The sequence below is a fragment of the Burkholderia sp. BCC1988 genome (assembly GCF_905339895.1).
In the GTDB taxonomy this organism is placed as follows: domain Bacteria; phylum Pseudomonadota; class Gammaproteobacteria; order Burkholderiales; family Burkholderiaceae; genus Burkholderia.
The window spans coordinates 149608-167332 of record NZ_CAJPHA010000002.1 but is presented as its reverse complement, the minus strand read 5'-3'; the positions used below and the strand labels follow the sequence as shown (position 1 = coordinate 167332).

General features: G+C 67.1%; 17 protein-coding genes. 11 read left to right on the top strand and 6 right to left on the bottom strand.

What is annotated here, in order from left to right; translation table 11 throughout:
- Positions 1-97: 97 nt before the first annotated feature.
- Both U4012_RS03620 and U4012_RS03615 read right to left on the bottom strand, forming a co-directional pair.
- A complete protein-coding gene (locus U4012_RS03620) occupies positions 98-448 on the bottom strand; it encodes a hypothetical protein (protein WP_321796648.1) in 351 nt (116 codons plus the stop codon).
- A gap of 217 nt (positions 449-665) precedes the next feature.
- Positions 666-1583, bottom strand: coding sequence for a LysR family transcriptional regulator (locus tag U4012_RS03615; protein ID WP_044848054.1), 918 nt, complete (start codon positions 1581-1583; stop codon positions 666-668).
- 326 nt (positions 1584-1909) lie between these two features.
- Here U4012_RS03615 and fae point away from each other — a divergent pair, with 326 nt between their 5' ends.
- From fae to U4012_RS03595, 4 genes are all read left to right on the top strand, one after another.
- Positions 1910-2434: a formaldehyde-activating enzyme gene (fae, locus tag U4012_RS03610; RefSeq protein ID WP_011356415.1), complete on the top strand. Its 525-nt coding sequence runs from the start codon at positions 1910-1912 to the stop codon at positions 2432-2434.
- 41 nt (positions 2435-2475) lie between these two features.
- Positions 2476-3498 carry an aldo/keto reductase gene (locus U4012_RS03605; RefSeq protein ID WP_321796244.1) on the top strand — a complete coding sequence of 341 codons (1023 nt, stop codon included), beginning with the start codon at positions 2476-2478 and terminating at the stop codon, positions 3496-3498.
- A gap of 37 nt (positions 3499-3535) precedes the next feature.
- The gene (locus tag U4012_RS03600; RefSeq protein WP_321796242.1) at positions 3536-4987 is read left to right on the top strand and encodes an NAD-dependent succinate-semialdehyde dehydrogenase; all 1452 of its coding nucleotides are present in this window, start codon (positions 3536-3538) and stop codon (positions 4985-4987) included.
- A 159-nt stretch (positions 4988-5146) separates the two neighbouring features.
- Complete coding sequence (locus tag U4012_RS03595) at positions 5147-6481, top strand: MFS transporter (protein WP_321796647.1); 1335 nt, start codon at positions 5147-5149, stop codon at positions 6479-6481.
- Between the two features lie 157 nt (positions 6482-6638).
- Here U4012_RS03595 and U4012_RS03590 read toward each other — a convergent pair whose 3' ends face one another.
- Positions 6639-6938, bottom strand: coding sequence for a type II toxin-antitoxin system RelE/ParE family toxin (locus tag U4012_RS03590; RefSeq protein ID WP_044848069.1), 300 nt, complete (start codon positions 6936-6938; stop codon positions 6639-6641).
- Positions 6935-7192, bottom strand: coding sequence for a type II toxin-antitoxin system ParD family antitoxin (locus U4012_RS03585; protein ID WP_124521000.1), 258 nt, complete (start codon positions 7190-7192; stop codon positions 6935-6937). Before U4012_RS03585 ends, U4012_RS03590 begins: the two co-directional genes overlap by 4 nt.
- 496 nt (positions 7193-7688) lie before the next feature.
- Here U4012_RS03585 and U4012_RS03580 point away from each other — a divergent pair, with 496 nt between their 5' ends.
- A complete protein-coding gene (locus U4012_RS03580) occupies positions 7689-8681 on the top strand; it encodes a hypothetical protein (protein ID WP_321796240.1) in 993 nt (330 codons plus the stop codon).
- Positions 8682-8766: 85 nt separating this feature from the next.
- Entirely contained in the window at positions 8767-9033 is a 267-nt protein-coding gene (locus tag U4012_RS03575) for a hypothetical protein (RefSeq protein WP_124487036.1), read from the top strand.
- An 85-nt stretch (positions 9034-9118) separates the two neighbouring features.
- Here the strand turns inward: U4012_RS03575 and U4012_RS03570 are convergent, their stop codons facing one another.
- Positions 9119-9994 (bottom strand): LysR family transcriptional regulator, encoded by an 876-nt coding sequence (locus U4012_RS03570; RefSeq protein WP_044848048.1) that lies wholly within the window; start codon positions 9992-9994, stop codon positions 9119-9121.
- Between the two features lie 226 nt (positions 9995-10220).
- Between U4012_RS03570 and U4012_RS03565 the strand changes: the two genes are divergently transcribed.
- The 5 genes from U4012_RS03565 to U4012_RS03545 all read left to right on the top strand — a co-directional run bounded on the left by U4012_RS03565 (position 10221) and on the right by U4012_RS03545 (position 17278).
- Positions 10221-11159 (top strand): LysR substrate-binding domain-containing protein, encoded by a 939-nt coding sequence (locus U4012_RS03565; protein ID WP_321796644.1) that lies wholly within the window; start codon positions 10221-10223, stop codon positions 11157-11159.
- Positions 11160-11495: 336 nt separating this feature from the next.
- Positions 11496-12920 carry an aldehyde dehydrogenase gene (aldA, locus tag U4012_RS03560; RefSeq protein ID WP_321796235.1) on the top strand — a complete coding sequence of 475 codons (1425 nt, stop codon included), beginning with the start codon at positions 11496-11498 and terminating at the stop codon, positions 12918-12920.
- 129 nt (positions 12921-13049) lie between these two features.
- Positions 13050-14381: an MFS transporter gene (locus tag U4012_RS03555; RefSeq protein WP_321796233.1), complete on the top strand. Its 1332-nt coding sequence runs from the start codon at positions 13050-13052 to the stop codon at positions 14379-14381.
- Positions 14378-15595, top strand: coding sequence for a mandelate racemase/muconate lactonizing enzyme family protein (locus U4012_RS03550; protein ID WP_321796232.1), 1218 nt, complete (start codon positions 14378-14380; stop codon positions 15593-15595). Before U4012_RS03555 ends, U4012_RS03550 begins: the two co-directional genes overlap by 4 nt.
- A 15-nt stretch (positions 15596-15610) precedes the next feature.
- On the top strand, positions 15611-17278 hold the full coding sequence (locus U4012_RS03545) for a GMC family oxidoreductase (RefSeq protein ID WP_321796231.1): 1668 nt from the start codon (positions 15611-15613) through the stop codon (positions 17276-17278).
- A 114-nt stretch (positions 17279-17392) separates the two neighbouring features.
- On the opposite strand, the gene U4012_RS03540 is transcribed toward U4012_RS03545, so the two are convergent.
- Positions 17393-17692, bottom strand: coding sequence for a barstar family protein (locus tag U4012_RS03540; protein ID WP_321796230.1), 300 nt, complete (start codon positions 17690-17692; stop codon positions 17393-17395).
- Positions 17693-17725 lie beyond the last annotated feature (33 nt).

Genomic DNA, 17725 nt, shown 5'->3' with positions numbered 1-17725 from the left:
CTGCGGGCGGACGACACGGCGACCGGCGATCGGGCGGCGGATCGGACAAGCCATCAAGGAACGAACGACAACCCACGAGCAACAACCGTTCCCAGCTTCACCGTGCGTTCGGCCCGACATGCAATCGGCGCGCGACCGGCCCGATCACCGCATCGGCCTGCTGCGCGATCAGCATGTGCAGCGTGAAATCCAGGTCTTCCGGCGCGATGTCGAAGTGCACGTGGACCACGTCGCGCACGGCACGCGCGCTGACGACATACACGCCGAGCGGGGAATGCAGCAGCGCCGCGAGCCGGGCGTGCGCGCGTTCGCCGGAATCGGCCGTCAAGGTGACGGGCAACTGCAGGCGCGGGCGCGGCGGCGGGAACGGAATGACATTGCTGGGTGCGCCGGCGCGCAACTGGCGGCCGACGACATCGCAGGCGGGAACGGGATGAATGAAGGTCATGGAGCGGACGGAGGCCGTCCCGGCTGTTCGACACGTCCCCAGCTTAGAAGAGACCGGATAAACGTCGTGCAAAAAAACGGGCCGCCCGTGCAAAAAACGGCACGGGGGACATAACACGACACCGAGCTGCGGCGGGCCGCGCGATCGTCATGCGCGCGTTGCGGCCGCGCGCCGCGGTTCGCGTCAATCTCACCCGCGTTTGCGCCGCCCTGCCCCGCTAAGCGAACGCTTCGAGCGACGCGCGCCGCCGCTCGTCGACCATCGATTCGATCAGCGACACCAGATCGTCGGTCAGCGGATCGCAGATGCCCGGCGAGCGATGCAGTTCGAGATCGGCCGCCGGCAGCGGCGGCAACCCGTCGGTCTCGTCGAGCACGCGCCAGTTCTCGGGCAGCGTGCAGCGGTCGATCATCGTCACGGCCGCGCCGTGGTTCACCGCGATCTTGATGCCGGTCGGGCTCTGGCTCGTATAGACGACGTGATACGGCCGCTCGGCCGTCGCGAGCGCCTGCAGCCCGCGCTGCCGGTAGCAGCACGTCTCCGGAAACAGCGCGAGCGGCACCGACGCCTGCGGGCCGAGCGCGAAATCGCGGTGCGCGGCCCACACGACCTCGTGCCGGCCGAGCAGCCGCCCGCCCGCGTTCGGCCCGTGCCGCACGACGAGCGCGACGTCGAGCTCGCCGGCCTGCAGCCGTTCGAGCAGTTCGAGCGACGTGCGGCAATGCACGTGGAAGCGCGCGCCCGGCCGCATCGCATAGAACGACTTCAGCAGGTCGGGCAGCCAAAGCTCCGCATAGTCCTCGGGCAGCCCGAAGCGCACGACGCCGCGGTCGCTGCTCGCCTGCTTCAGCGCGAGGATCGCGTCGTTCTGCACCTGGATGATGCGGCGCGCATGGATCAGGAAATTCTCGCCGTCGCGCGACAGTTCGAGCCGCCGGCTGTTGCGCATGAACAGGTGCGTGTCGAGCCGCTCCTCGAGCGTGCGGATCCGCAGGCTGATCGTCGATTGCGTGCGATGCAGTTGCCGGGCCGCCGCGGTGAAGCCGCCGCTCTCGACGACGGCGACGAATGCGCGGATCAGCTCGGGATCGAGCGAACTGAGCTTCGACCAATCGGGCCTTTGAATGGCAGCCATCGGAATTACTCGCTTTCGAAAAAAGAAGGGAAGAAGAAAGATAGGGCTCGGAGCACGCCGATTGTTGTCCGGAAGCGCCCGGCCCTCCAACCCCTGCCCGGGTATGACAAACCCGGAGCCGGTTCGCGAATGCCCACCCGCCGATCCCGCCCCGCCCGCCGTCACGACGCCGGCCGAGGCCCGCCCGGCGGGCCTCCGCGCGCCGGGCTCCGGGCATTCCCGGAGACGACGAAAACTCATAGCCCGATCAGAAAACATCGATTCACCGGCCGCGCCGCGGCCCACCACAATCGCCTCACTCCCAACCTCATCGACGAGACACCGCAATGACCGCATCCCAACCCAGGCAGCTTTACATCGGCGAAGGCTTCGAAGGCCCCGGCGTCAATCTCGCGCACATCAACGTGCTGGTCGGCCCGCGCAACGGCCCGGCGGGCCAGGCGTTCGCGACGGCCCTCGCGACGCCGTCGGCCGGCCATGCGCCGTTCGTCGTGATCGCGCAGCCGGGCGTGCCGACCAAGCCGCTCACGCTGTACGTCAACAAGGCGCAGATCGCCAGCGATTTCCACGGCAACGCCACGTGGGGCGCGTCGCAGGCCGGCATCGCGAAAGCGGTGGCCGAAGCGCTCGAGAACGGCACGCTGCCGCCCGAGGCGGAAAACGACTGGGTCGTCGTGTCGGCGAACTGGGTGAACCCGCAGACCGACGATCTCGATGCCGTGTTCGAGAACAACTATCGCGCGTGCCGCAACGCGATCGTCGCCGCGATGGAAGGGCTGCCGCATCGCGATGCGGTATTCGCCGCCGCGCGCGACGTGTCGAACCCGTTCTACACCCCGAAGAAAAACTGACGACGACGAGCGGCCGACACAAGGCCGCACCTGGAGGAAACATGGAATACGTCCGCCTCGGCCAGTCCGGCCTGAAGGTGTCCCGCCTGTGTCTCGGCACGATGAACATGGGCACCCCCGAATGGAAGCCCTGGATCTTCGACGAAGCGCAGAGCGAGCCGATCGTGCGCCGCGCGCTCGACGCCGGCGTCAACTTCATCGATCTCGCGGACTTCTATTCGACGGGCGTCGGCGAGGAAGTGGTCGGCCGCATCCTGAAGCGCAACGCGCGCCGCGAGGAGCTCGTCGTGACGACCAAGGTCGGCTACGACATGGGCAGTTATCCGAACGCGGGCGGCCATTCGCGCAAGCACGTGCTCGACGGTATCGACGGGTCGCTGACGCGGCTCGGGATGGATTACGTCGACATCTTCATGCTGCACTTCTTCGACGTGAACACGCCCGTCGAGGAAACCATGAGCGCGCTGCACGACATCGTGCGCGCGGGCAAGGCGCGCTATATCGGCGTATCGACGATGTACACGTGGCAGTTCGCGAAGATCATGCAGGCCTGCGAACGAAACGGCTGGGACAAGCCGATCAACATGCAGCTGCAGCTGAACCTCGCGTATCGCGAGGAAGAGCGCGAGATGGTGCCGTACTGCATCGACCAGGGCGTCGGCGTGTCGGTGTTCAGCCCGCTCGCGCGCGGCCTGCTGACCTGCGAGCCGCAATCGACGCGCAACCAGACCGACTTCTTCACCGCGCAGATGTACGGCGACGCTGCGTCGCTCGCGATCGCGGAATCGGTCGCGAAGGTCGCGAAGCGCCGCGGCGTACCGCCCGCGCAGATCGCGCAGGCGTGGGTGCTGAGCCGCCCCGGCGTCGCGAGCATGCTGGTCGGCGCGGATTCCGTCGCGCAGTTCGACAGCGCGCTCGGCGCGCTTGAAACGCAGCTCACCGAGGAAGAACTGCACGAACTGGAACGCAACTACACGCCGTGCGACCTGATCAACGACTACACGGCCGGCAAGCGCATCGCGCGCGCGTCGCGTCCGGCGCAGGGCAGCTTCGCAACGGACTGAAGGGCTGCGGCTCCGACGCACTGAAGGAACGACACACATGAACGAATTTCTGAGGACCGGCCATTACATCGGCGGCGAATGGCACGAATCGCATGGCGCGAGCGATGCGACCTATCCGGTGCTGAACCCCGCGACCGGCGAGACGATCGCGAAAGTCGCGAAAGGCGGCGCCGACGACACGCAGCGCGCCATCGACGCGGCCGCGCACGCGTTTCCCGCGTGGCGCGCGCTGACCGCGAAGGAGCGCGGCGCACGCGTGAAGCGCTGGGGCGAGCTGATGCTCGAGCATCGCGATGCGCTCGCCGAGCTGCTGACGCGCGAGCAAGGCAAGCCGCTCGCGGAAGCGCGCGGCGAAGTCGCGTACGCGGCGAGCTTTCTCGAATGGTTCGCGGAAGAAGCGAAGCGCATGTACGGCGACGTGATCCCGAGCCCGAAGCCGGATTCGCAGATCGTCGTCACGCGCGAGCCGGTCGGCGTCGTCGCGGCGATCACGCCATGGAACTTCCCGCTCGCGATGATCACGCGCAAGGCCGGCCCCGCGCTCGCGGCCGGCTGCACGATGGTGCTGAAGCCGTCCGAGGAAACGCCGCTGTCGGCGTTCGCGCTCGCGGTGCTCGCCGAGCGCGCGGGCGTGCCGGCCGGCGTGTTCAACGTCGTGTCGGGCGACGCGGTCGCGATCGGCGAGACGCTGACGAGTTCGTCCGTCGTGCGCAAGCTGTCGTTCACGGGCTCGACGCGGGTCGGCAAGCTGCTCGCGAAGCAGTCGGCCGACACGCTGAAGAAGCTGTCGCTCGAACTCGGCGGCAACGCGCCGTTCATCGTGTTCGACGATGCCGATCTCGATGCGGCGGTCACGGGCGCGATCGCGTCGAAGTTCCGCAACACGGGCCAGACCTGCGTATGCGTGAACCGCTTTCTCGTGCAGGACGGCGTGTACGACGCGTTCACGCGCAAGCTGGCGGACGCCGTGCGCACGCTGCGCGTCGGCAACGCGCTCGCCGGTGAAGTCGACCAGGGGCCGCTGATCAACGAGGCAGCGCTCGGCAAGGTCGAGCGGCACGTGGCCGATGCAACCGCGAAGGGCGCGCACGCGCTCACCGGCGGCAAGCGCCACGCGCTCGGCGGCACGTTCTACGAGCCGACCGTGCTGACCGGCATGACGCCCGACATGCTGATCGCCGAAGAGGAAACCTTCGGTCCCGTCGCCGGCTGCTTCCGCTTCACGACCGAGGAAGAGGCCGTCGCCGCGGCCAACGACACGCCGTTCGGGCTGTCCGCGTACTTCTACACGCGCGACCTCGGCCGCGCGTGGCGCGTGTCGCGTGCGCTCGAGAGCGGGATGGTCGGCGTCAACGACGGGATCATCTCGACCGAAGTCGCGCCGTTCGGCGGCGTCAAGCAATCGGGGCTCGGCCGCGAAGGCTCGAAATACGGCCTCGACGAATACGTGGAACTCAAGTACACGCTGATGGCCGGCCTCGGCCGCTGACCGCTCCCCGCGGTCGACCCGCGCCGCGCGCCGCCCGGGCGCGCGGCGCCTTGCACGGCGCTCGCGGGCATTCGTGCCCGCGCAGGCCGCCGCATCGCGCATGACAATCCAGGAGGCAGCTTGACCCCAGCCAACGTTCAATCCGGCACCGCGCGCGCGTTGCCGCTGTCGCGTGGCGCCGATGCGCCGCACCGCCCCGTCGCGCTCGACGACGTGCCGCTCAACCGCTTCCACGTGAAGATCGCCGGCCTCACGTTCGGCGCGCATTTCACCGAAGGCTACACGCTCGGCACGATCGGTTATGCGCTGGCCGCGCTCGGCAGGCAGATGCCGATCGACGCGTTCTGGATGGGGATGATCGGCAGCTCGGCGCTGATCGGCATCTTCTTCGGCAGCCTCGTGTTCGGCTGGCTGTCCGACCGGATGGGCCGGCAGAAGATCTTCCTGACGAGCTTCGTGATCATCACGGCGGCCGCGTTCGCGCAGTTCTTCGTCACGTCGCCGCTCGAACTGTGCGTGCTGCGCGTGCTGATCGGCTTCGGGATGGGCGGCGACTTCACCGTCGGCCACGCGATCCTCGCCGAATTCTCGCCGCGCAAGCATCGCGGTGCGCTGCTCGGCTCGTTCAGCGTGATCTGGACGATCGGCTATGTCGCCGCGAACGTGCTCGGCCTCGCGTACGGCGACGCCGCGCCCGACGCATGGCGCTGGCTGCTCGCGTCGGCTGCATTGCCCGCGCTGATCGTGCTGGTGCTGCGGATCGGCACGCCCGAATCGCCGCGCTGGCTGCTCGGCAAGGGCCGCGCGCAGGAAGCGCGCGCCATCGTCGCGAAACATTTCGGGCCGCACGTGATGCTCGACGGTTCGGCCGAACCGCAGGCGAATGCCGGCTTCGCGCGACTGTTCCGGCGTGACCTGATCCGCCGCACGCTTTTCAACTGCGCGTTCTTCGTGTGCCTCGTGATTCCGTATTTCGCGATCTACACGTTCCTGCCGACGATCCTGAAGACGATCGGCCTCGCCGAAGGCTTCGGTGCGGACCTGCTGCTGAACGCGTTTCTCGTGCTGGGCGCGCTGATCGGCATCTGGCTGACGATCCGGCTGTCGCGACGCGGCTTCCTGATCGGCTCGTTCGCGGTGACGTGCGCGTCGCTCGTCGCGCTCGCGGTGCTGCCGTCGACGGCGGTCGTCGCGATGATCGTCGCGTTCGCGATCTTCACGCTGACGATGTCGGCGTTCAGCAACCTCGTCGGCGTGTTCCCGCCCGAGTGCTTCCCGACCGAAGTGCGCGCGAGCGGCGTGGGCCTCGCGATCGCGTGCAGCCGGCTCGGTTCGGCGATCGGCACGTTCCTGCTGCCGGCCGGCATCGCGACGCTCGGCTTTCACGCGACGATGTTCGCGCTCGCGGGCGTGTTGCTGGTGGGGATGATCGTGTCCATCGCGTGGGCGCCGGAGACGAAGCATCTGACGCTGGAGGAAGCGTCGGGGCATTGACGAGGGTGGCGGGCTGCGTGGCCGCCGGCTTCATCGCGCGCGAGGCGTTTGCCTCGACTCGCCGCCGATGCGCGCCGGCGACACCGAGCGCGATTCTGTCGCACCCGGTCGTGGGCGGGCTCGCTCATTCCGGGCGCGATGAGATGCTCGCGTTCGCTCAGAACAGAATCGACGCGTAGTCCCTCGCGCCGTGCAGGACGTGAAGGATGTCGATCCGCGTCGGCGGATCGCCGACGACTCGATAGAAGATCTGGTAGTTGCCGTACACGCGGTGCCGCACGCCGTAACGCTCGAAGCGCGGCACCAGCGGAAACGCCAGCGGCATCGCGGCCAGACTCATGCACTTGTCGCGAATCTCCCGCACGAACGTCACGGCGCGTTGCGGGTTGTCGCGTGCAATGTAATCGGCGACCGCTTCGAGTTCGGCAATCGCAAAATCGGACAGGCGCACGATCAGGCCTGCCGATCCGCCTGCGCCCGATACTTCGCCTCGAGACGATCGAAGACTTCCGCCGCCTCGGCGCCGCGCCCTGCTTGCGCATCGGCCAGGCTGCGCGCGATCACCGCGTCCAGCGCGTTCAGTTGCGCCTCGCGATCCTGGATCAGGCGCACGCCTTCGCGCAGCACTTCGCTCTTGGACCCGTAACGCCCCGATTCGACCAGCTTCGCGACATAAGCCTCCAGTTGCTGGCCCAGTTCCGCACTGATCATGTCGACCTCCCGAACGGATTGAATTCGATCCATCAAGCGTATCCCGGCTATCAACTATTATCAAGAAGACGATCTCCAGAGGGTCAGCGCGAATGCTTTCACATCCGATCGGGCGGATGAACGGAACCTGATTCCGACAGGCTGCTGCGGCGCCGGCATTCATCCGGTTTTCGCCTTCACGCGTGAAGCCTTGCCGAACGCTCACCATGCGGACACCGATCATGATCGAAGACATCGTCACGCCACAACCCGGCCTGAAGGTCTATGCGTCGGACACCGACGTCCTCGCCGCGCACCAGGCCGCACTCGCGCGCCACATCCGCTCGTGTCGATCGACCTGTCGGCGATCGATCCGTAATGGGAGGGCTGGATCCACCTGGTCAGCCCGGTCGAACCTTATGACGGGCTCGTCGGGCAGGACACGGCCGCGCACCACAACGACTATCTGCGCGCGAACTGGATCGGGTTCCGGCTCGACGAAAACAACCGCTATACGTTGCTCGGCGACCCGCGCTACTTCTATCCGGAGAACCCGCCCGACACGTACGACGCAGGCTTTCGCAAGGAACTGGACACGCATTACACCGGGCAACAGGCCATACGAGCCGGTCAGCCGCGCGGCGCTGCTGACGTTCGACTGGTCGTAAGGCCGGCGGGACGGCGGGCGTTCCGTCTCGCGGTTGGCCGTTCGGCGGACTCGGCGCGGCGGATTCGCGGCGATATGCTGGGGTTTTCCATTCTTCCGGCCACCATGTCTACCCAACCCGTCGATCTCAGTCATACGTTGCCGTACGAGAAGGCATTTTTCGACGGTCACTTGGCGATCGAGCGTAACGATCTGGACATCTCCGCATTGCTTGGTATGGATGACGAAGTTCCTGACGGGTTGCTCGCTTCGTTATGCGGCGCGCCGTCCGGATCGGACGTACAGGCCTATCTCGACAGTGCGGGCAGACTGACGTTCTCCGTCACACACCCGACGTTGATCCAATCGGAAAACCGGATATCCGTCTTCCAAACTGGCGACTCGCAGGTACTCGAACTTCGCTCAATCGATCTGGTCGACAGCGCAGCCGCCGGGCTCGGCGCGGCTATGCTCTGGAGAATCGTTCGAGCATGTGATACGTTGGGCATCGCCCGGATCACCGCCTTCGCGATCGGCGGCCGCAAAGCGCCGCCGGAATCGGGCGGCCAGCGGCTCTACGGATACTACGCGTGGCCGAGGTTCGGCTTCGACGCTTCCATTCCTGGCGCGCACGCAGACGAAGCCGCGCTGTTCCAGTTCTTTCGGGGATACCCGGTCGGGCTGGCCGATGGCTCGCTTCGATCACTACGCATGCTTTATACGACTCGAATCGGACGAGACTTCTGGCGAGCCGCCGGATCACATCGGTGGATGACATTCGACGTTGCATCGCATGGCGCATCCGTGCTGGCGCTACGCGATTACTTGATCGAGAAGGGGATTTACGATGCCAGAAAAGCATAGCCCGATAACCCGATTCCGGATTGCGCGGCCGTCAGCGGCACGCAGGCGCACGACGAACGGGAATCGTGTCGTCCGGCGCGCGGAAATGCGACGACTCCTTGAAGAATTCCTCGCATACGAACTCCGTCGCAATCTCGCGCGTGCGTCCTCCGCCGAACTGGCCGCACCGCCGATCAGCACGCCCGCCGCGCCGCTGCCGAGAACCGTCTTCAACGTGGGACGCATCGATCCGTCGAAGTGCAAGTTACCCATCATTTCGGAAGCCGAGGCCAGAGCCATCGGGGGCCGCGAAACGTTCATGCACTTCGGCCTGGACCCCGATTTGTATTCCTCGGCTGGTGACACTCTCTGACAGAATCGACGACAGCGACCGGGGCGATCCGCACGACCTCGTGACAACGGGTATCGGCACACGATCATGTCGCCCCGACCACGCCCTACCCCTTCCGCCCCGCCTGCCCCCGCAACCACGCGGCAAACGCAACCACGTGCTCGACCGCGATACTCTCCGGCTCGACATCGAGCCAATAGCCGAACGGTCCGATCGGCTGCACCGGCGACAGCCGCACGAGGCTGCCCTCGGCGATCTCCTCCTCGATCATGTTCAGGTCGACCACCGCGAGCCCCGCGCCCTTGCGCGCCGCGCGGATCGCTTGTTCGAGCGTGGAAAACTCGATGCCGTCGGCGATCCGCGCCACCGGCACGCCGGCCTGCTCGCACCAGTCGGCCCATAGCGTCAGGCGCTTGCCTTCGTGCAGCACATGCAGCGACGGCAGTCGGCCGAGCAGCACGTCGAGCGCATCGCCGCGATAACGCGGCGCGCCGACGAGCGCATGCCGTTCCATCATCAGCAGCTCCGACTGCATTCCCGCGCGCGCCGCGCGCCCGAAGCGGATGTGGCAATGGCAGTCGTCGGCCGGCTCGGTGCGGATCGACAGCTCGACGTCGGGCAGCGCCTGCGCAAGCGTGCCGAGCCGCGGCGAAAACCACTGCGTCGCGAACGTCGGCGGCAGCGACACCGTCAGGCGCCGCTTCGCACCCGGCCGCGTGGCGGCGACTTCGTCGACGCCGCGTTCGATCGTATCGAACGCCTGCCCGATGAACGGCAGCAACCGCTGGCCGGCATCGGTCAGGCGCACGCCCTTGTGATCGCGCTCGAACAGCCGCGCGCCGAGCGCCTCCTCGAGCAGCCGGATCTGCCGGCTCACCGCCCCCTGCGTCACGCACAGCGAAACCGCCGCACGGTTGAAGCTCAGGTGACGCGCGGTCTCCTCGAAAAATCGCAGCGCGATCAACGATGGCAGGCGTCGCATGATGTGTGTCCCTTTCGTTCGTATCGTTCGTATCGTTCGAGCTGTTGCGGGCCGGCGCCGCCGACCATCCTGCGGGCAGGTCGCAACGAGGCGCGCCAACCGCCGTGCCGTAAAAGCCGCGGAGACCCGCGCCCTCCGTCGCATCCATTGATCGTCCCCGCGCCCGCGCCGCCCGCCTACAATAAGCATCCCGCACCAGACACGACACCGCCCCGTGAGACGCAAGATGCCGGCGCTGAATGCGCTGAAAGCCTTCGAGATGGCCGGCCGCACCGGCAGCTTCACGCGCGCGGCCGAGCTGCTCAACGTGACGCAGAGCGCGGTGAGCCGCCAGGTTCGCCAGCTCGAGGGCCAGCTCGGCGAATCCCTGCTCGAGCGGCGCCATCACCAGCTCGAACTGACGGCGGCCGGCCGCGTGCTGCTGCGCGCGCTGCAGCAATCGTTCGACAAGATCGAGCTGACCGTACGCAGCCTGCAGGAAAAAACCCGCCTGAACCGCCTGCGCGCGAACGTGCCGCCCACCTTCGCCGCGCGCTGGCTGATGCCGCGGCTCGGCCGGCTGCGCGACGCGCATCCCGAATTCGAGCTGAGCCTCACGACCCGCATCCACGACAGTCTCGGCGAATCGCGCGTGCTCGACTGCGCGATCCGCTTCGGCGACGGCGAATGGGACGGCTTCGACAACGCACTGCTGATGCAGGAGCAGCATATCGCCGTCTGCGCGCCCGCGCTGTATGCGCGGCTGCGACAGGACGGCGCGCCGATCGACCTGAACCGCTTCACGCTGCTGCACGTGCTCGCCACCGACGACCAGCGCTACCTGACCTGGCAGCACTGGCTGAAGGCCGCCGGCATCGCCGACGTCGACACGCGCGGCGGCTACGAATTCGACCTGCTCGACCACGCGATCCGCGCGGCGATCGACGGCCTCGGGATCACGATCGCCGATCGCCACATGGTCGCGCGCGAACTCGCGACCGGGCAGCTGATGCAGGTGCTCAACGTACACGTCGACGGCCACCAGTCGTACTGGTTCGTCACGCGGCCCGAGCAGACGAACCTGCCGCACATCGTCCAGTTCCGCGACTGGCTGCAGCAGGAAGTGTGGCTCGCGAAGCGCCATCTCGAACCGTCGTCGCCGCTGCCGCAAGTGCCGCTGGCCTAGCACACGATCCGTGCCCCAAGCGTAGCCGACCGCCCCGCGCCGCGCCGAAGCGTCAACCGCGGCCGACACCTTACCGGCTCCCGCTCGCGCGCGCATCCGGATCAGTCGAAAAATGCGGGCCCGCCGCCGCCCGTCCCGCTCGCGGCCCGCACCACGGCAGCCTTGCCGGACGCGCGATTCCGGCCGATCGGTCGAGTAACGTGCATTTTTCTCATGCTCGACGCGAAAATAAGTCGTTTGTCGTGCACCAAACGCATGAAGAGAATGGCCTCTGTCCCGTACCGCGCGCGTCGCCACCCGAAGCGATCCGCCCGCAATTATCGGAGGAGTCACTTCATGCGCACTGAACGCAACTACGTGAACGGCCGTTTCGTCGCCCCGGAAAGCGACGCGTTCATCGTGGTCCACAATCCCGCCACCGAAGCGCCTTTCGCGCGCGTGCCGGCCGCGACGCCGGCCGACGCGCTCGCCGCCGTCGACGCCGCGGCCGCCGCGCAAAAGGCGTGGCGCAAGCTGCCGAGCACCGAGCGCGCCGTGTATCTGCACCGCTTCGCCGACGCGCTGACCGCGCGTGCTCCGGAGATCGGCGCGGCGCTCGCGCAGGAATCCGGCAAGAGCATCGAGGACGCGTCGAACGAGGCCGTCTACGCGGGCCAGATCACGCGCTATCACGCCGAGTGGGCGCGCCGGATCGAGGGCGAGATCATCCCGAGCGACACGTCCGACGAGAACCTGTTCCTGCTGCGCGAGCCGATCGGCGTCGTCGCGTGCCTGATCCCGTTCAACTATCCCGTCTACACGCTGCTGCGCAAGGTCGCGCCCGCGCTGATCGCCGGCAATACCGTGGTCGTGCGGCCGAGCAACCACACGCCGGTGTCCGCGTTCGAGATCGCGAAGGCGGCCGACGAAGCGGGCTTCCCGCCGGGCGTCGTCAACATCCTGACGATGGATCACGCGACGGCCGAAGCGCTGTGCACGCACCCGGCAGTCGGGATGATCACGCTGACCGGCAGCGTGAACGCGGGCCGCAAGGTGCTCGATTACTGCAAGGCGAACATCGCGAAGCCGTCGCTCGAACTCGGCGGCAAGACGCCCGCGATCATCGAGCCCGACGCCGACCTCGAACGCGCTGCCGCCGCGCTCGTCGCGTCGAAGACGACCCATTGCGGCCAGCTCTGCACGGCGATCGAGCGCGTGTACGTGCACGACAGCGTGCACGACCGTTTCGTCGCGCTGCTGAAGGAGAAGATGGCCGCCGTGCGCATCGGCGACCGTGCGCAGGACGCCACGCGGATGGGCCCGCTCGTCAGCGCATCGGCGCGCGCGCACATCCACGGGATGGTCGAACGTGCGATCGCGGCGGGTGCGACGCTCGAAACCGGTGGCGCGATTCCCGACGGCCCCGGCTTCTTCTACCCGGCCACGCTGCTCACCGGCGTGCGGCAGGACATGGAGATCGTGCAGGAGGAAACCTTCGGCCCGATCATGCCCGTGCTGCGCTACACGACGATCGACGAAGCGATCGCGCAGGCCAACGACCACCAGTTCGGCCTGTCGTCGGTGCTCTATACCGAGCGCTACCGCACCGCGATGACCGTCGCGAACGCGATCGAGGCCGGCGAGCTGTACGTGAACCGCACGCCGGCCGATCCGTACCAGGGCTTCCACGCCGGCTGGAAGCGCTCGGGCCTCGGCGGCGACGACGGCAAGCACGGGATGCTCGAATTCACGCAGACGCGCCTCGTCGTCATGAAGTACTGACACCGCCGCACCCAAGCACCGTTTCCCGCGCGCGCACGACGACACCCCGCCGCGCGCCGCCCCTGACCCACCAGAACATAAAAAACCTGCAGGCGTCCGCCTCAAGGACGCCTGATGGAGGAAGACATCATGCCGACCCAACCGTCGACGCCCGCCGCGTCGCTCGCGCTGCACGACGACGCTCACGCGTCGCAGCATTCCCGCGCGCAACGCTACCTGCAACTGCTGCTGCTCGTGATTGCCGCGGGCGCGATCTACCCGATGCTGTATCTGCGGCAGGTGTACCAGCCGACGATGCTGCAGTTTTTCCATATCGACGACGTGCAGCTCGGTTACCTGTATTCGTCGCTCGGCACGATCTTCCTCGTCAGCTACCTGCCGAGCGGCTGGCTCGCCGACCGCCTGTCGCCGCGCTGGCTGATCTGCTTCTCGCTGCTCGCGACGGGCGCGCTCGGGCTCGTCTACGCGACCGGGCCGTCGTTCCACACGCTCGTGCTGATCTTCGGCGGCTGGGGGCTGACCACCGGCCTCACGTTCTGGGCCGCCGTGATCAAGCGCGTGAACATGATCGCGGGCCCCGACGAACAGGGCCGTTTCTTCGGGCTGCTCGACGGCGGCCGCGGGCTCGTCGAGGCGCTGCTCGCGACGATCGCGATCACGCTGTTCGCCTACGTGACGCAGGCGCGCGGCGGCACCGATGCGGCCGGCTTCACGCTCGTCGTGCATCTGTACGCGTTCTTCTGCATCGCGCTCGGCGTGCTGCTCGCGCTGGTGAAGGATCCGGCGGGCGCCGGCGGTCGCAAGGCCGTGACGGAACGCCGAAAAGGCAGCGTGCTGACCGACCTGAAGACGCTCGCGGCGATCCCCGAGCTGTGGCTCGTCGCCGCGATCGTGTTCTGCGGCTACCAGGTGTTCTGGGCGACCTACAGCTTCTCGGCCTACCTGCACGAAGGCAATTTCGGGCTCAGCGCGACGGCGGCCGGCTTCATCACGACGCTCAAGCTGTGGATGCGTCCCGTCGGCGGCATCGGCGGCGGCTTCCTCGGCGACCGCGTGTCGAAGGTGTCGGTGCTGTTCTGGGCGCTGGTGCTCGCCGCGCTGTCGCTCGTCGGACTGATCGCCGCGCCCGCGCACAGCCCGCAGGCGATGCTCGTCGTGCTCGTGCTGTTCATCGGCATCCTCACCTATGCGATCCGCGGCCTCTACTGGTCGCTGCTCGACGACTGCAAGGTGCCGACCCATTGCGCAGGCCTCGCGATCGGCCTGATCTCGGTGCTCGGCTATTCGCCCGACGTGTTCGTGCCGCTGATCAACGGCTACGTGACGCATACCTGGCCGGGCGCGCACGGCTACCAGTTCTATTTCGGCTACATCGCTGCGATCGCGCTCTGCGGCGCGGGCGCGGCCGCGTTCCTCAAACACCGCCTCAACCGCATTCACCGTATCCAGGAGTCCGCATGAAGATCGTTTCGCTCGAAACCCATATCGTCGCCGTGCCGCCGCCGCATATCGGCGGGATGTACTGGATCTTCGTGAAGCTGAAGACCGACGACGGCATCGAAGGCGTCGGCGAGATCTACTCGGCGACGTTCGGCCCGAAGGCGATGGCGCCGATCATCGACGACGTGTTCGAACGCCACCTGCTGAACCGCGACCCGCATCACGTCGAACGGCTGTTCCGCCAGGCCTATTCGAGCGGCTTCACGCAGCGACCGGATCTCACGATGATGGGCGTCGTCAGCGGCCTTGAAATGGCGTGCTGGGACATCATCGGCAAGGCCGCCGGCAAGCCCGTGTACGAACTGCTCGGCGGGAAGATCCACGAGCGGCTGCGCTCGTACACGTACCTGTACCCGAAGAACGCGAAAGGCGAATACGACTACGACGATCCCGACCTCGCGGCCGAATGCGCGGCCGAGAACGTGAAGCTCGGCTTCACGGCCGTCAAGTTCGACCCGGCCGGCCCGTACACGGCCTACTCGGGCCACCAGCTGTCGCTCGATGTGCTCGACCGCTGCGAGACGTTCTGCCGCAAGGTGCGCGAAGCCGTCGGCAGCAAGGCCGACCTGCTGTTCGGCACGCACGGGCAGATGGTGCCGTCGTCGGCGATCCGGCTCGCGAAGCGGCTCGAGAAATACGACCCGCTGTGGTTCGAGGAGCCGGTTCCCCCCGGCCAGGAAGAGGCGATCGCGCAAGTCGCGAAGCACACGTCGATTCCGATCGCGACCGGCGAGCGCCTGACCACCAAGTACGAATTCCACAAGCTGCTGCAGGCGGGCGGCGCATCGATCCTGCAGTTGAACGTCGCGCGTGTGGGCGGCCTGCTCGAAGCGAAGAAGATCGCGACGCTCGCCGAAGTGCACTACGCGCAGATCGCACCGCACCTGTACAACGGGCCGGTCGGCGCGGCCGCGAGCATCCAGCTCGCGACCTGCACGCCGAACTTCCTGATCCAGGAAAGCATCATGACGTGGGGCGGTTTCCACGCCGAAGTCGTGAAGACGCCGATCCGCTGGGAAGACGGCTACATCGTCCCGTCGAGCGAGCCGGGCCTCGGCATCGAACTCGACATGGACGTCGTGAGGCGCCACACACCGTACACCGGCGAACGGCTGCACCTGCAGATGGGCGAACACCCCGTCGACGTGAAGGATCTCGCTCCCGCGAAGGGCTGAGCGCAAAGGACAGACATGAGCTACGACTACATCATCGTCGGCGCGGGCTCGGCCGGCTGCATCCTCGCGAACCGCCTGAGCGAATCGGGCCGCCACTCGGTGCTGCTGCTCGAAGCGGGCGAACGCGACGCGTCGTTCTGGTTCAAGGTGCCCGTCGGCTTCACGAAGACCTACTACAACCGCCGCTACAACTGGATGTACTACAGCGAGCCCGAGGCGCAGCTCGCCGATCGCAAGCTGTACTGCCCGCGCGGCAAGGTGGTCGGCGGCTCGGGCTCGATCAACGCGATGGTCTACGTGCGCGGCCAGCGCAGCGACTACGACGACTGGGCGGCCGCCGGCAATCCGGGCTGGGCGTACGACGACGTGCTGCCGTACTTCCGCAAGCTCGAAACCCACGCGGCAGGCGCGACCGATCCGCAGCATCACGGCGCGACGGGGCCGATCCACATCACGTCGATGAAGGCCGACGTGCATCCGATCGTCCACGAGTTCCTGAAGGGCTGCGGCGAACTGAACCTGCCGCGCACCGACGATTTCAACGGCGCGCAGTTCGAGGGCGCGGGCATCTACGACCTGAACACGAAGCACGGCGAACGCTGCTCCAGCAGCTTCGCGTACCTGCGTCCCGCGCTGGGCCGCGCGAACCTCACGCTGCGCTCGGGCGTGCTCGTGCGGCGCGTGACGTTCGACGGCACGCGCGCGACCGGCGTGGTCGTCGCGGGCGGACACGGCGACGAAACGCTCGTCGCCGCGCGCGAGGTGATCCTCGCGGCCGGCGCGGTCGATACGCCGAAGCTGCTGCAACTGTCGGGCGTCGGCGATCCGGCGCTGCTCGCGCGCCGGCGCGTGCCGCTCGTGCATGCGCTGCCGGCCGTCGGCCGCAACCTGCAGGACCACCTGTGCGTAAGCTTCTACTTCAAGGCGAACCGGCCGACGCTGAACGACGAGATGGGCACCCTGCTCGGCAAGATGAAGATCGGCTTGCGCTACCTGCTGACGAAGCGTGGCCCGCTCGCGATGAGCGTGAACCAGGCGGGCGGCTTCTTCCGCGGCACGGCCGATGCGCAGGAGCCGAACATTCAGCTTTACTTCAACCCGCTGTCGTACCGGATCCCGAAGAGCGACCGCGCGAGCATCAAGCCCGAGCCTTACTCCGGATTCCTGATCGCGTTCAACCCGTGCCGGCCGACGAGCCGCGGCACGATCGAGATCGCCTCGAACCGCGCGGAAGATGCCGCCAAGATCCACATCAATGCGCTGACCACGCAGAAGGATCTCGACGAGGCCGTGCAGGGCAGCAAGGTGATTCGTGCGCTGATGCGCGCGCCGGCGCTGAAGTCGATGACCGTCGAGGAAATTTCGCCGGGGCCGCAGGTCGATTCCGACGAAGCGATGCTGCAGTATTTCCGCGAGCAGTCGGGTTCGATCTACCACCTGTGCGGTTCGTGCGCGATGGGGCCGGACGCGGCGACGTCGGTGGTCGATGCGTCGCTGCGCGTGCACGGGCTGCAGGCGCTGCGGATCGTCGATGCATCGGTGTTCCCGAACATCACGTCGGGCAACATCAACGCGCCGACGATGATGGTCGCGGAGAAAGGCGCGGATCTGGTTCTGGCGGATGCGGTGCGTGGCGACGCGGCTGCCGTGAGAGCAAGCGAACGGGAAACGGTCACGCATTAAGGCGGCTGCGTTCTCGACGATGCGGGCAGGCGCGCGCGATGCGGTTGCGTGGCCGCCCGGCGATCGGCTTCACGATGCGACTCAACTCAACTCAACGCAACGTCAACGCCGCGACTACGCCCAATAGGACAACACGATCAACGGGTCGCCCCCTTCCTTCGTTGCTCGCCAGTTGATGAACGCGCTGCACTCGACGAGCGCGGCGAATATCTCCGGATAGCGATCCTTCAACGCTCCCGCATCGTCGATCCGCAGCGACACTATGCCGTGCTCGTAGCAATAGTCGCTCATGCAAGCGTTCCATGCATCCATGTTCCGGCCGTAGTAACCCGGAAATCCGAATTCGCTCGCGAAGTAGTCGTGAAACTTCGCCCAATCGCCAAGCGCTTTTCCGTCCACGCTGAATCGGTTCATCGAGCCCTCTCGTTCATCGGAAAATCACTACGG

Coding starts and splice junctions, on each gene's coding strand:
- U4012_RS03620 (WP_321796648.1), bottom strand. CDS start 448: ATGACCTTCATTCATCCCGTTCCCGCCTGCGATGTCGTCGGCCGCCAG.
- U4012_RS03615 (WP_044848054.1), bottom strand. CDS start 1,583: ATGGCTGCCATTCAAAGGCCCGATTGGTCGAAGCTCAGTTCGCTCGAT.
- fae (WP_011356415.1), top strand. CDS start 1,910: ATGACCGCATCCCAACCCAGGCAGCTTTACATCGGCGAAGGCTTCGAA.
- U4012_RS03605 (WP_321796244.1), top strand. CDS start 2,476: ATGGAATACGTCCGCCTCGGCCAGTCCGGCCTGAAGGTGTCCCGCCTG.
- U4012_RS03600 (WP_321796242.1), top strand. CDS start 3,536: ATGAACGAATTTCTGAGGACCGGCCATTACATCGGCGGCGAATGGCAC.
- U4012_RS03585 (WP_124521000.1), bottom strand. CDS start 7,192: ATGATCAGTGCGGAACTGGGCCAGCAACTGGAGGCTTATGTCGCGAAG.
- U4012_RS03575 (WP_124487036.1), top strand. CDS start 8,767: ATGCGACGACTCCTTGAAGAATTCCTCGCATACGAACTCCGTCGCAAT.
- U4012_RS03570 (WP_044848048.1), bottom strand. CDS start 9,994: ATGCGACGCCTGCCATCGTTGATCGCGCTGCGATTTTTCGAGGAGACC.
- U4012_RS03565 (WP_321796644.1), top strand. CDS start 10,221: ATGCCGGCGCTGAATGCGCTGAAAGCCTTCGAGATGGCCGGCCGCACC.
- aldA (WP_321796235.1), top strand. CDS start 11,496: ATGCGCACTGAACGCAACTACGTGAACGGCCGTTTCGTCGCCCCGGAA.
- U4012_RS03555 (WP_321796233.1), top strand. CDS start 13,050: ATGCCGACCCAACCGTCGACGCCCGCCGCGTCGCTCGCGCTGCACGAC.
- U4012_RS03550 (WP_321796232.1), top strand. CDS start 14,378: ATGAAGATCGTTTCGCTCGAAACCCATATCGTCGCCGTGCCGCCGCCG.
- U4012_RS03545 (WP_321796231.1), top strand. CDS start 15,611: ATGAGCTACGACTACATCATCGTCGGCGCGGGCTCGGCCGGCTGCATC.
- U4012_RS03540 (WP_321796230.1), bottom strand. CDS start 17,692: ATGAACCGATTCAGCGTGGACGGAAAAGCGCTTGGCGATTGGGCGAAG.